The organism is Streptomyces sp. AV19 (genome assembly GCF_015999245.1).
Taxonomy (GTDB): Bacteria; Actinomycetota; Actinomycetes; order Streptomycetales; family Streptomycetaceae; genus Streptomyces.
Window position 1 is genome coordinate 148,094 of the sequence record NZ_JAEAMR010000006.1, and the last position, 11,779, is coordinate 159,872.

Genomic DNA, 11,779 nt, shown 5'->3' on the forward strand with positions numbered 1-11,779 from the left:
GGCCCTCGGTGACCGTGCTCGGGCAGAGGGAGTTCAGGGCAGGGCGTTCATGAAAATCAACCCTCGCGGTGGCGGAGCGGGCCGATGCCCCCGGCTGCCGGACTTTCCCACCGCCTCGGAACGGGAGGATCCCGCCCGATCACATCGACCGGACGGGAGGTCCTCCCGTCCGCCGCGTCAGGGGATCTGGCGCGCCCGGTCGACCACCGCCCGGTCCAGGATCGCGGTGGCCCGGACCAGGGTGCCCGCCTTGCCCCAGTCACCGGTCTTGGTGAGGTAGGTGCGCTGGCCGAGGAACTTCAGGGACTTCTTGTCGAAGATCCACTCGGTGCGCTGACCGAGCTGGCGGTCCTCGCGGGCGATGGCGACACCGTGGCGGCCCTGCGCGTCGACGGCGTCCGGCATCTGCACCACGCCCGGGATCTTCGCGGCGGCCTTGTAGAGCGCGGCCTCGGTCCGGGACGGCATGACGCTCCTCGACAGCAGGGTGCCGAAGGTGTCGAAGACGGTCTGACCGAAGTCCTGGCCCTGGATCGGCATGGTCTCCTTGCGGATCCGCTCGTGGAGCGCGGCAGGGTCGGCCGGCAGGGAGGCCAGCCACTTGTACGTGGGCCGTTCGATGCCCGCCGGCTTGTGGCCGGTGAGGTTCATGTTGAGGAATTTCCCGTCCTCGCGGAAGACCCCGCCGTCGTTCGACGGGCGCGGGTCCTGCGGCACCCAGTCCTCCCGCTCCTTGAGCCCTCCCGCCTCGACCGGCTTGATGTGCACGGTTTCGGTGGCCAGGCTGCGCACGTAGACGTACTGGTCGTCCCGCACCGGTTTGGTGTCGGTCCTCATCGCCACGGTCGCGATCCGGTCCAGCAGCACCACCGCTCCTCGCGGGGTGCCGGGCTCGGCCGGCGCGACCCGCGTCCCGGAGGTGCGGTCCTGCGATCCGGGCAGGGCGGTGACCGCCAGGGCGCCCGCCACGACCGCCGCGGCGGCGGGCAGCGCGAAGGCCGGGCGTACCAGGTGCCGGCGCGGCCGGGGCCGGTCGCCGTCGATGGTGCGCATCAGCAGTTCCTTGTGATGCAGGTGCCGGCCCGGCGGCAGGTCCCGCTCGGCCGGGGCCGGCAGCCGTCGGGCGAGGTCCTGGTGCTCGGTGGTGTTCATCGGGCTTCCTCCTGGACGGCCAGGGCCGCGGGAACGGCCATGTTCTCCCCTGCCGTGCGGCCGGGCCGCGCGCGCCCGGATTCCGCGGTGAGTTGTTCGTCGGTCAGCCGGCGGAGCCGGGCCCGGGCGCGCGAGAGGCGGGAACGCACCGTGCCCACCGGAACGTCCAGCGCCTGGGCGGCCTGGGCGTAGTCCAGTCCGGACCACACGCACAGCGCCAGGACCTCGCGCTCCGGACGGCGCAGCGCCTTCAACGCCCTGCGCACCGCGGCCAGTTCACGGCCGTCGTCGATACGCGAGGCCGATTCGTCCGCGAAGTCCCGCACCGGGTCCGCCGACGGCCGCCGGGTCAGGAAGGCCAGCCGGCGGCGTACCCCCCGGTTGGCGTTGCGCGCCTTGTTGGTGGCGATGCCCAGGAGCCACGGCCGCAGCGAATCGCCCTCCGGCTCCACCTTCCCGCGGGTGCGCCACGCCTCCAGGAACGTCTCGGACATGACCTCCTCGGCCGACGACCAGTCGCCCGTCAGCCGGAAGGCATGGTTGTAGACGGTTCGCGCGTACTCGTCATAGAGCTCGGCGAACGCCTCACGGTCACCCGCCCGTATGCGGTCGCGCATGCACGCCCCTCGCTCTTCTTCCGTTCATGACCAGTACCTCTCCACGGGCGGGAGGGAGTTCCGGTGATCCACGTCACATGGGGCGGGCTGCGGGATCGCGCGCCGAGGAGCCTGTCCGCCTTCGCACCCCCTTCACGATTGCACACGCCACAACGGCACGTGTCCCATCAGCAGTGGGTGCTTCAGGAAGCGACTTCAGGAAGCGATGAGAACGGTGAGCCGGCGCGGTCCGTGCACGCCCCGGACGCGGATCATCTCGATGTCGGCGGTCGCGGACGGGCCGCTGATCCAGGTCAGGGGGCGGCGCGGGTCGAGGTGGGAGATCGCCTCGGGCATGGCGGACACGACCTGTTCCGCCCGGACCACGCACACGTGGAGGTCGGGCAGGAGCGTCGGAGCGCGGCGGCCCTGGCCGGGGCTTCCGTCCAGGACGAGGGTGCCGGACTCGGCGATGGCGACGGCGCAGGTGGTCACGACGGCTTCGGTGGCGGAGAGTTCGGTGTGCGGCAGGGGTGGTGCGTCGCGGCGGACCTCGCCGTCCCACCCGGTCAGCCACTCCTCCGGCAGGCCGTCCGGGACGACCGTGCTGCGGACGGGTTCCAGGGCGCGGGCCACGGCGGCGGGCAGCCCGGGCCCGTCGGTGCGGCGCACGTCCGCCCCGTACTCCTCCAGGCGCTCGACGAGCAGCGCGACGGCTCCCTCCCGGTCGCCCGGGGCCACCGTGGGGGCGTGGCGCAGGTACGAGCGCGGGATGGCGGTCCGGGTCGCGGGCAGGTCGGCGGTGGCCCGGCGGATGCGGTTCAGTACGGTTTCGCGTGCGTTCACTTGGTGCCTCCGGCCGTCCGCTTCCACCAGCTGCGGAAGGATTCCTTGGGGATGTCGGGCAGGGCGCGGCTGTCGGTCCAGCCGCTCAGCGGGCCGGGGAGCTTCATGCCCTTGGGCACGGCGACGCCGACCGTGCCGGCGGCCTTGATCGCGGCGTTCCACAGCGGGCCGTGGTCCATCACGCCCTCGACGGCCTTGAGCGCCGCCTTTTCCGCCCGGTGCTTGATCCTGGCGTCGCCCTCGGCGACGTCGGCGCGAAGCTTCAGCAGGACGTCGGTGAAGCGGATCTTGACGGGGCAGACCTCGTTGCAGGCGCCGCAGAGCGAGGACGCGTAAGGGAGGGACGCGGTCTGGGGGTCGTCGGGGCCTTTGAGGAGGGGGTTGAGGATGGCGCCGATGGGGCCGGGGTAGACCGAGCCGTACGCCTGGCCGCCGGTGCGCTCGTAGACGGGGCAGATGTTCATGCACGCGCCGCAGCGGATGCAGCGCAGCGCCTGCCGGCCGACCGGGTCGGCGAGCGCGCGGGTGCGGCCGTTGTCGACGAGGACGAGGTGGAAGGTGCCCGGCCCGTCCCCGTCGGTGGTGCCGGTCCAGGTGCTGGTGTACGGGGCCATGCGTTCGCCGGTGGCGCTGCGGGCCAGCATCTGGAGGTAGACCTCCAGGTCGCGCCAGGTGGGCACCACCTTCTCGATGCCGACGACGGAGATCAGCGTCTCGGGGAGGGTCAGGCACATCCGGCCGTTGCCCTCGGACTCGACGACGACCAGGGTGCCGGTCTCGGCGACCACGAAGTTGGCGCCGGAGACGGCGACCTTCGCCTTGAGGAACTTCTCCCGCATGTGCAGCCGGGCCGCCTCGGCCAGCTCCTCCGGGTCGTCGGTCAGCCCCTCGGGGGCGGGGCGGCCGTGCTTGCCCATCTCGCGTACGAAGATGTCGCGGATCTCGCTGCGGTTGCGGTGCAGCGCCGGGACGACGACGTGCGAGGGCAGGTCGTCGCCGAGTTGCACGATGGCCGCCGCGAGGTCGGTCTCGCGGGCGCTGATCCCGGCCTCCTCCAGCGCGTTGTCGAGGCCGATCTCCTCGGTGAGCATCGACTTGACCTTGACGATCTCCGTCTCGCCCGTCTCCCGGACGAGACGGGTGACGATCCGGCCGGCCTCCTCGGCGTCCGCCGCCCAGTGCACGGCCCCGCCCGCGGCGGTGACCTGCTCCTCCACCTGCTCCAGGTAGGTGTCGAGGTGCGCGAGGACGTCGTCCTTGAGCGCGGCGGCGGTGTCCCGGAGGTCCTGCCAGTCCGGGCGTTCGTCCACCAGGACGGCGCGCTTGCCGCGGATGGTGTGCGTCGCACGGCGTACGTTCGTCCTCAACTGCCCGTCGGCGGCGGCCACTTCGGCGGCCTTGGGGAACGTGGGCCAGCCCATGAAGGTCTTGCTCATCGCGCGGCTCCCTTCCGTGCGACAGGAATCCCGTCCAGCGGTCCGTCCGCCTCGGTGCGGGCCAGGATCTCCATCAGGTGCATGGCGCGCACGGCGCGCCCGTCCTTGGCGAGGCGGCCGCCGATGTTCATCAGGCAGGAGTTGTCGACTGCGGCCAGCACGGGGGCGCCGGTCTCCAGGACGTGCCGGGCCTTGTCGCCGTTCATCGCGCCGGACACGGCTCCGTTCTTGACGGAGAAGGTGCCGCCGAAGCCGCAGCACTCCTCCTGGGCCGGCAGCTCCACGAAGTCGATCCCCTTGACGGCCCGCAGCAGCCGGTAGGGCCGCTCCCCCAGCGCCGTGGCGCGCAGGCTGTGGCAGGTGGGGTGGTAGGTGACCCGGTGCGGGAAGTACGCTCCCACGTCCTCGCGGCCCAGGATGTCGGTGATGTACGAGGTCAACTCGTGGACCTTGGGGGCGAGTTCGCGGACGTCCCGGAGGAGCCCGGCGTCCCCGGCCGCCTCGGCGGCGATCTCGTACGCCTCGGAGGGCAGCCCTCCGCAGGAGGCGGACGGCACGACGATCCCGTCGTACTCCCCGAAGACGTCCACGAAGTGCCGGGCCAGCTTGGCGGTCTCCTTGCGGTAGCCGGTGTTGTAGTGCATCTGCCCGCAGCAGCTCTGCTTGCCCGGGAAGTCCACCTCGACACCGAGGCGGCGCAGCAGCATGACCGCCGCTCGGCCGGTGTCGGGATAGAGCGCGTCGTTGATGCAGGTCACGAAGAGCGCGGTGCGCATCGTGCCTCCTTGTCGGTGGGAATGGTCGGCATCGCCGGTCGGCCGGATCCGGGAGCGCCACGGCCTCGGCCGGCTCCACGGCTCGGGGAATGAACAGCGACAACATGATGGATCCAACCATAGACGGAAGGTTGGACGGATGCCCGCGCAGGCTGCACAATGGAGGGCATGACACACCCGAAGCCCACCGCCGACCGGGCATACGCCCACGTCAGAGAGCGCCTGCTGGACGGCCGCTACGCGGGCGGCGAACTGCTCTCCGAACGCGGCGTCGCCACCGAACTGGGCCTGTCCAGCACCCCGGTCCGCGAGGCGTTCCTACGGCTCCAGGCGGAGGGCTTCCTGCGGCTCTACCCCAAGCGCGGCGCCCTCGTCGTGCCCGTGACCCCGGGCGAGGCGCACTCCGTCCTCCAGGCCCGGCTGCTGATGGAACTGTTCGCCCTGGACTCCCTGGCCGCGCGCGGCCCCGAGGCGATGCGCGAGACCGCCGGGACGCTGCCGCGGACGGACGGCGAAGGGGACGCGGACCCCGGGAAGGCGCTGGACATCGCCCGCGACTTCCACACCCAGCTCATGCGCGCGGGCGGCAACCCCACCCTCACCGCGATCCACGAGCGCCTGTGGGACCAGCAGATCCGCGTCGCCGCCGCCTCCACGACGGGCCCCGGCCACGCCGCCGACGACATCGGCGAGCACGCCGCCATCACCGAGGCCATCCGCCGGGGCGAGGGCGCGAGGGCGCGCGAACTGCTCACCCGCCACATCTCGGCCGTGCTGCACCGCACGGGCCTGGGCGGGGAGCCGACGCTGCCGCCGCCGGCGGCCTGACCGTCCCGGGGCAGGCGCCGTCCCGGGGCAGGCGCGGATGAGGTGTTCGCCCGGCCGGCGGGCGGTGTGCCGCGGCCGGACGAGAACCCTCCTTCTGCTGCTCCGCGCCTCGCGGTCGATCGTGTGGCCGTTCGCCCCACAGGGGCAAACCCGCCCGTCCCTCGGGCGAGTTGAGGGCCGGCGCCGGGACGGCGGGCCTCATGGCTCCGTGTGGTTCCGGTGCCCGTGATGACGCAGCCGCATCCAGACGTCCCGGGCCCGGCGCCCGGCCTCGACCCGGCTGCGGGCCACGAGTTCCCGTGCCTCCTCCTCGCTCTCCACCATCGGCCCGGAGCCGCGCAGCGGGCGGCCTGCCGTCTCGTACAGGTAGAAGGCGGAGACGAAGCCGATGGCACCGGCGGCCATCAAGTAGTAGGCCGGGATCATCTGGTTGTGGGTGTTCTCGATCAGGGCGGAGACCACCAGCGGGGTGGTGCCGCCGAAGAGCGAGACGGAGATGTTGTACGAGACGGAGAGCGCTCCGTAGCGCAGCCGGGTGGGGAACAGCGCGGGGAGGGTGGACGCGGCGGTGCCCGCGAAGCAGACCAGCAGCAGGCCCAGGATGAGGCACCCGACGGCCTGCAGCACCACCCCCTGGGCGCGGATGAGCAGCAGGGCGGGGATGGCCAGGGCCACCAGGGCCACGCTGCCCGCCATGAAGACCGGCCGGCGTCCCCAGACGTCGGAGTAGCGGCCCACCGTGGTGATCGTGAGCGCCACGACGATCATGGTGCACAGGATCAGCAGTTGCGAGGTGGTGGAGTCCCGGCCGAGCGTCTCGGTCATATAGGTCGGCAGATAGGAAGTGACCAGGTAGCTGGTCACGTTGTAGACTACCACCAGGCCCATGCAGATCAGCACCGCCTGCCAGTGCCGGGTGAAGGTCTCCTTCAGCCGCCCGTGCCCGGACTGCCGGCCCTCTTCGGCGTGCTTCGCCAGGGCGCCGGGTGACTGATCGGGGTCCTTGCCCATGCCGACCGCGGCCGCGGCCCGGAAGGCGGGCGTCTCCTCCAGCCGCATCCGCATGTAGAGCCCGATCAGACCGAGCGGCCCGGACAGCAGGAAGGGCAGCCGCCAGCCCCAGTCGACCATGGTGCCCTCGCCCAGGGTCGCGGTGAGCGTGGTCACCAGCGCGGATCCCAGCGCGTATCCCACGAAGGTGCCGAAGTCCAGCCAGCTGCCGAGGAAGCCCCGGCGCTCGTCGGGCGAGTACTCGGCGATGTAGGTCGTGGCCCCCGCGTACTCGCCGCCGGTGGAGAAGCCCTGCACCAGACGGCACACCAGCAGCAGGACGGGCGCCAGCAGGCCGACCGTCCCGTAGCCGGGCAGCAGGCCCACGGCGAAGGTGCTCACCGCCATCATGATCATGGTGGCCGCCAGGACCCGCTGCCGCCCGATGCGGTCGCCCAGCGGCCCGAAGGCCAGCCCGCCCAGCGGACGCACCAGGAAGGCGGCGGCGAAGGTGGCGAAGGACGAGATCACCTGGACGCCGGGGGAACTGTCGGGGAAGAACACCTTGCCGAGCACGGCCGCCAGGTAGGCGTACACCCCGAAGTCGAACCACTCCATCATGTTGCCGAGCGCCGCCGCCGAGACGGCCCTGCGCACCTCGGGACGGTCGGTGACCATGACCTCTTCGCGGCTCAGCGGACTCTTGCGGCGGCGAAGCACGATGCGCACCAGCCGGTCGGTCGCGGGAGTGCCCTCCCGCGGCGATCTGGCCCGCCCGGGCCTCGGAGGCTTCTTGCGGTCGGCAGCCATAAAACTATTCAACCCTTATGTGCGGTTTGGCGCTTTTTCTATGGCCCGAGGAACGGGCCGGGCACGCGCGTACCCGGCCGGGCCGGTCGCAAGCACCGCCGCGACGTGGGGTTTTGCGGCACCACATCGAGGAGGACGTTCGCGGCGCCGGCCCTTCTACAGGACGCGGCGCGGGTCCGCAACCGCTGCCGGCCGCCGGCAGGGCGGCGGCGCCGTGCGGCGGCTTCACGGAGAGCGGGAGCGGCCCGAGCGCCTGCGCACGGGGAGGCCCTGGATGCGGCGATCCTCACCCTGGCGATGTCCGGTGGCCTCCGGGATCCGCGTCCCCCGTGAAGGTGCTGCCGGAGTTCCTGGGCGACGCCCCGCTGTTCGCGCCGCTTTCACCGACGATCGGCCTGAGGCGCCACGCGGCCGGGACCGCTGCGTGAGCACTTCGGCCAAGTGGCCCGCTGGTTGCGGGAACTCGGCCTTTCCGTCCCCGACCTGCCGGAGACCCTCCGGGCCGCCCTCGCCCGGGTTCCCCAACTGCCCGGCGACGGTGACGGGTTGCCCGGCGACGGGTGAACAGGAGCAGCGCCATATGGACCCGATCTGGACATTCGGTGGGTGTATTCCAGCCGGGAACCGCAGCGAAGTTTGCTATGTACACCCGTTTTACGGGATCGTCGTTGTGCAAGCACGAGACAGACGATGCGAAGGCCGCACTGCGGGGCCTATCGAGACGCTCGTCCAACACAACCGCCACCCGCGGCGGTTGCGAAGTGAACTCCCGGGTTCGACATTCGAATTAAGGGGAACTTGTGTTTTCGAGGACGAAGAAGATCGCGCGTTCCGCGGCCATTGCGTCCGTCGCGGCCGCCGCGCTCGCCGTGAGCGTGCCGACGGGCAATGCTTACGCCATCGATCATGTCGCCTGTAACGGTGGGCGGAGCGACTTCTTGAAGATCTGGTCGCACAACGGCGGACGTCAGAGCGTGGACTGCTACGCGAACAAGGGGAAGACCGACTTCGGCAACTGGTGGGTCGACAAGATCTCCACGGGGAACAACGACCTCATCTACTACGACGCCAACGGCGATTCGGTGAAAATCGAGCGGTGGCACGAGATCACCTTCCCGAACCGCCCGCCGAAGGTCAAGGCCATCGAAATCCTCTGACAAGTCGGCGGGCCGGCGTCCAGGAATGGCCCTTCACTGATTGACCGTTCCTGGATACCGCCGCCTCCCGGGCGGGCATCGGATTCCCGTAACGCGGATCCGCTCGCATCCGGCTCAACTGATGCCGGCCACGCCTTTCGGGCGCGGCCGGCATCGGCCGGTTTCCGAGCCGTCACTCCACAAAGCATTACCCCCCACCGCAGACCTCCCGCCGGAGCCCCGGACCCTTCCGGTACCCGGGAGCGGACCGGGCAGCGATCGTCACCGAGTACTGACCGGCCGTCAGCCGCTCTGCTAGCCTGCCAGCCGTTCATTTCTGGTCGGCCCATGCAGTGCGGTCAATCGGGGGGAAGGGGAAGCGGTTTGGGATCCGGGGTTGGGGACATGGAGCTGGCGCAGGCCGTCCAGGTTCTGCGGGACGAGCTGATGAGCGCCGCCGCACAGGGCGCCGGCAGTGACGTGTCCTTCCAAGTCGGCCCGATCCAGCTCGAGTTCGCCGTCGAGCTGCGCAAGGACGCCCGTGCGCGCGGCGGTTTCAAGGCGTTCGTCGTCTCGGCGGAGACCGACGGCACGGTGAGCCGCACCCGTACTCATCGGATCTCCCTCACGCTTGAGCCCCGGCAGGCGGCGACCGGCGATCCGCTGCTGATCTCGGCGGACGACGAGGGCGACGCCACCGGACTGACCGGAGCGGGCGCGCCGTGACCGGCGGCCACGGGGCCGGGCCCGAGCACGAAAGGGTCGTCGCCGTCCTCAGTGGCCGTAGTGGAAGTGGCTATCTCCTGACCGCCCGGCTGGTCCTCACCGCCGCCCACGTCGTGAGCGGCGGGAGCGCCCCGCGGGCGGTGGCCGTGCGCGGCAGTGGCATCCGGCGCTGCCGCGTGGTGTGGTCACGGCAGGACGACGAGTGCGACGCCGCCCTCCTGCTCGCCGAGCAGGACCTCGTCGGTCCGCAGTCGACTTCGCTTGTGGCGCCGGTGCGTTGGGCCGGGCTGTCGGGCGGGCATCCCCTCGCGGATTGCCAGGCCATGGGTTTTCCCCGGGCCGCGCGGCAGAACGACCGGCTGGACACCGAGCACATCGAGTGTGCGCTGCGTCCCGGATCGGGGCTCGTGCGCGGCCGGTACGTGCTGGACATCCGGGACGTGTCGCCCGAGCTGGCGCACGGCGGGTCGCCGTGGGAGGGCATGTCGGGCGCCGCGCTGTTCGCGTACGGGTATCTGCTGGGCGTCGTCACCGAGGCACCGCGGAACTGGCGCCACCAACGACTTGAGGCCGTCAAGGGCAGGACCCTGCTCGGCGATCCGGGGTTCGTGTCCGCGCTCGCCCGGCACGGCGGCGGTACCCCCGTCGTGGAAGAGCTGTCGGCCGGCACTCCGCAGCGCGCCCCTCTGGCCCTGTCCGGAACCCTGCACTCCACCCCGCGCGACCTCGCCGCCACCGTCCGGGAGCACTGGACACCCGCCCGCCGCCGGTTCTTCGACGTCATGGGTACGCCCGGCGCCCCCTCCGAGGGCTGGCGCACCCTGCTCGCCTGGCTGCGCCAGTTCGACGATCCCGCCACCGACGACGTCGAGGGCCGTCCGGAACTGATCGACCGCCGGTTGACGAACCCCGGACTGCCGCCCGACCTCAAGCTGCTCCACCTGCTGCGCTGGCTCGAACCCGAAGGAACACCGGTCTGGCGCGGCATGCCTGTCACCACCGAATCGCTCTCGGAGGCCTGCCGCAACGGCCGCTTCGACGACGCCGGAGCCGACGCGGACCTCTACCGGGACCTCTGCGCGGGAGGTCTGCTGGAAGCGCTGGCCGGCTTCACCCGCTTACGCGAACTGAACGGCGTCCAGCAGGCGTGGGACGAGGCCTGGACGAGCTGGCTGCACCTGGCGGCGCAGGCCCCCGCCGCTCCCCAGTGGTTCCGCGACGAGTCGGCGGAGAGCGCCACGCGCGGCCTGCTGCTCGCCGCCCTGCTGCCCGGCCCCGAGGCCGCGGCCTGGCTGCGCACGGCCCGTGACCGCGTCACGCCGCCCCCCGAGGGCGCCGTCGAGTGGTACGACCGGCTCCGTGCGCGGGAGCCCGGTCCGGACACCCCGATCGGGATCCTGCTGCGCACCGACTGCGCGCCGGTCGCCGCCCACCAGGCACGGGAGCAGGACCTCCAGGCCGCCCGCGACCGAGCGGACCGGCGCGTACGGGAGGCCCACGACTCCGCCGCCGCCCACCGCGACCGGCGATGGGCCGCGTACGAGGCCCGGCGCCTGTCGGCCGTCTCCCGGCTGGGCGCGGTCGCCCGCATGACGCTCTGGTTCGCGCCCTGGTGCGCGGTCACTCTGTGCGTCCCATGGCTCGTGTGGGGCTGGACGTATCCCGATTACGCCGGGACGCTCACCTGGCAGTTGGCGGCGCTGGCCGCGACGGTCCTCGTGGCCCGGGTGCCGGCAGTGCTGCGGCTCGGCGGCGCGTACCGCCCGCCTCTGCGGAGCCCCCGCGAGATCTTCCGGCCCGATCGCGAAGTCGCGTCCAGCGGGGCCGTGTTCAGTGGTGCCGTGTTCAGTGGTGCCATGTTCAGTGGTGCCATGTTCAGTGGTGCCATGTTCAGTGGTGCCATGTTCAGCAGCGTGACGAGGCTGCTGCCCGTCCCGGGGTACGTGGGCCTGACGGGGGTGCTCCTGCACGATGTCGGCTTCGTCGCGGCGACCGTCGTCTTCCTCCTGGCCCTGGGGACGCTGTTCCGGTACGCCCGCACCCGGGCGGTCGTCCGCGACTGGGACGCCGATCACCGCCGACGGCGGCAGGACTACGAGTCCCGACGCCCGCCCGGCCCCGGCGGCCTCCCCCGCCACATCGCCGACGGCGCGCGATCCGCGTCTCCGCGGGAACGTGCCCATGCGTACCGTTCCTTCATCGGGCAGTTCACCGGCCTCTCTGCCCCGGGGGAGCCCGACGATCCCGATCGCCACGGCCCTCCCGGGCCTCCCGTCAGGCGTCGGCGCGGGCGTTGACGCGCTCGGGGCCGATTGAAGGACGGCGTCCGAGGAGCAGCCGTCCCCATTGGCCGGCTTATTGCCCTCCGGTATTCCGCAGGTCTCCGCCGCCGCGCTCCCGGCCACGTTTCGCGAACGTTCCGTTTCCCTCCGCAAGCGATGTTTGCCCCCGCCATCTACCAACCGATCCGGGCGATGCGGGAG

General features: G+C 71.8%; 10 protein-coding genes. 4 read left to right on the top strand and 6 right to left on the bottom strand.

Translation table 11 applies throughout. From position 1 onward, the window contains the following. Nucleotides 1–177 precede the first annotated feature (177 nt). The 5 genes from I5Q34_RS08475 to I5Q34_RS08495 all read right to left on the bottom strand — a co-directional run bounded on the left by I5Q34_RS08475 (nucleotide 178) and on the right by I5Q34_RS08495 (nucleotide 4,806). Complete coding sequence (locus I5Q34_RS08475) at nucleotides 178–1,152, bottom strand: CU044_5270 family protein (RefSeq protein ID WP_199891572.1); 975 nt, start codon at nucleotides 1,150–1,152, stop codon at nucleotides 178–180. Next, a complete protein-coding gene (locus I5Q34_RS08480) occupies nucleotides 1,149–1,769 on the bottom strand; it encodes an RNA polymerase sigma factor (RefSeq protein WP_199891573.1) in 621 nt (206 codons plus the stop codon). Before I5Q34_RS08480 ends, I5Q34_RS08475 begins: the two co-directional genes overlap by 4 nt. Before the next feature lie 195 nt (nucleotides 1,770–1,964). Next, the gene (locus I5Q34_RS08485) at nucleotides 1,965–2,594 is read right to left on the bottom strand and encodes a lactate utilization protein C (RefSeq protein WP_199891574.1); all 630 of its coding nucleotides are present in this window, start codon (nucleotides 2,592–2,594) and stop codon (nucleotides 1,965–1,967) included. Further along, complete coding sequence (locus I5Q34_RS08490) at nucleotides 2,591–4,030, bottom strand: LutB/LldF family L-lactate oxidation iron-sulfur protein (protein WP_199891575.1); 1,440 nt, start codon at nucleotides 4,028–4,030, stop codon at nucleotides 2,591–2,593. Before I5Q34_RS08490 ends, I5Q34_RS08485 begins: the two co-directional genes overlap by 4 nt. Next, nucleotides 4,027–4,806: a (Fe-S)-binding protein gene (locus tag I5Q34_RS08495; protein ID WP_199891576.1), complete on the bottom strand. Its 780-nt coding sequence runs from the start codon at nucleotides 4,804–4,806 to the stop codon at nucleotides 4,027–4,029. The genes I5Q34_RS08490 and I5Q34_RS08495 overlap by 4 nt, the downstream gene beginning before the upstream one ends. Nucleotides 4,807–4,974: 168 nt before the next feature. Between I5Q34_RS08495 and I5Q34_RS08500 the strand changes: the two genes are divergently transcribed. Then, nucleotides 4,975–5,634: a GntR family transcriptional regulator gene (locus I5Q34_RS08500; RefSeq protein WP_199891577.1), complete on the top strand. Its 660-nt coding sequence runs from the start codon at nucleotides 4,975–4,977 to the stop codon at nucleotides 5,632–5,634. Between the two features lie 198 nt (nucleotides 5,635–5,832). On the opposite strand, the gene proP is transcribed toward I5Q34_RS08500, so the two are convergent. Further along, entirely contained in the window at nucleotides 5,833–7,356 is a 1,524-nt protein-coding gene (proP, locus tag I5Q34_RS08505; protein WP_234428656.1) for a glycine betaine/L-proline transporter ProP, read from the bottom strand. A gap of 878 nt (nucleotides 7,357–8,234) precedes the next feature. On the opposite strand from proP, the gene I5Q34_RS08510 reads away from it, so the two are divergent. The 3 genes from I5Q34_RS08510 to I5Q34_RS35750 all read left to right on the top strand — a co-directional run bounded on the left by I5Q34_RS08510 (nucleotide 8,235) and on the right by I5Q34_RS35750 (nucleotide 11,593). Beyond that, nucleotides 8,235–8,591 carry a beta/gamma crystallin domain-containing protein gene (locus I5Q34_RS08510; RefSeq protein WP_199891579.1) on the top strand — a complete coding sequence of 119 codons (357 nt, stop codon included), beginning with the start codon at nucleotides 8,235–8,237 and terminating at the stop codon, nucleotides 8,589–8,591. Between the two features lie 384 nt (nucleotides 8,592–8,975). Continuing rightward, nucleotides 8,976–9,296: a trypco2 family protein gene (locus tag I5Q34_RS08515; protein ID WP_199891580.1), complete on the top strand. Its 321-nt coding sequence runs from the start codon at nucleotides 8,976–8,978 to the stop codon at nucleotides 9,294–9,296. Then, entirely contained in the window at nucleotides 9,293–11,593 is a 2,301-nt protein-coding gene (locus tag I5Q34_RS35750) for a trypsin-like peptidase domain-containing protein (protein ID WP_199891581.1), read from the top strand. Before I5Q34_RS08515 ends, I5Q34_RS35750 begins: the two co-directional genes overlap by 4 nt. Nucleotides 11,594–11,779 lie beyond the last annotated feature (186 nt).

Coding starts and splice junctions, on each gene's coding strand:
- I5Q34_RS08475 (WP_199891572.1), bottom strand. CDS start 1,152: ATGAACACCACCGAGCACCAGGACCTCGCCCGACGGCTGCCGGCCCCG.
- I5Q34_RS08480 (WP_199891573.1), bottom strand. CDS start 1,769: ATGCGCGACCGCATACGGGCGGGTGACCGTGAGGCGTTCGCCGAGCTC.
- I5Q34_RS08490 (WP_199891575.1), bottom strand. CDS start 4,030: ATGAGCAAGACCTTCATGGGCTGGCCCACGTTCCCCAAGGCCGCCGAA.
- I5Q34_RS08495 (WP_199891576.1), bottom strand. CDS start 4,806: ATGCGCACCGCGCTCTTCGTGACCTGCATCAACGACGCGCTCTATCCC.
- I5Q34_RS08500 (WP_199891577.1), top strand. CDS start 4,975: ATGACACACCCGAAGCCCACCGCCGACCGGGCATACGCCCACGTCAGA.
- I5Q34_RS08515 (WP_199891580.1), top strand. CDS start 8,976: ATGGAGCTGGCGCAGGCCGTCCAGGTTCTGCGGGACGAGCTGATGAGC.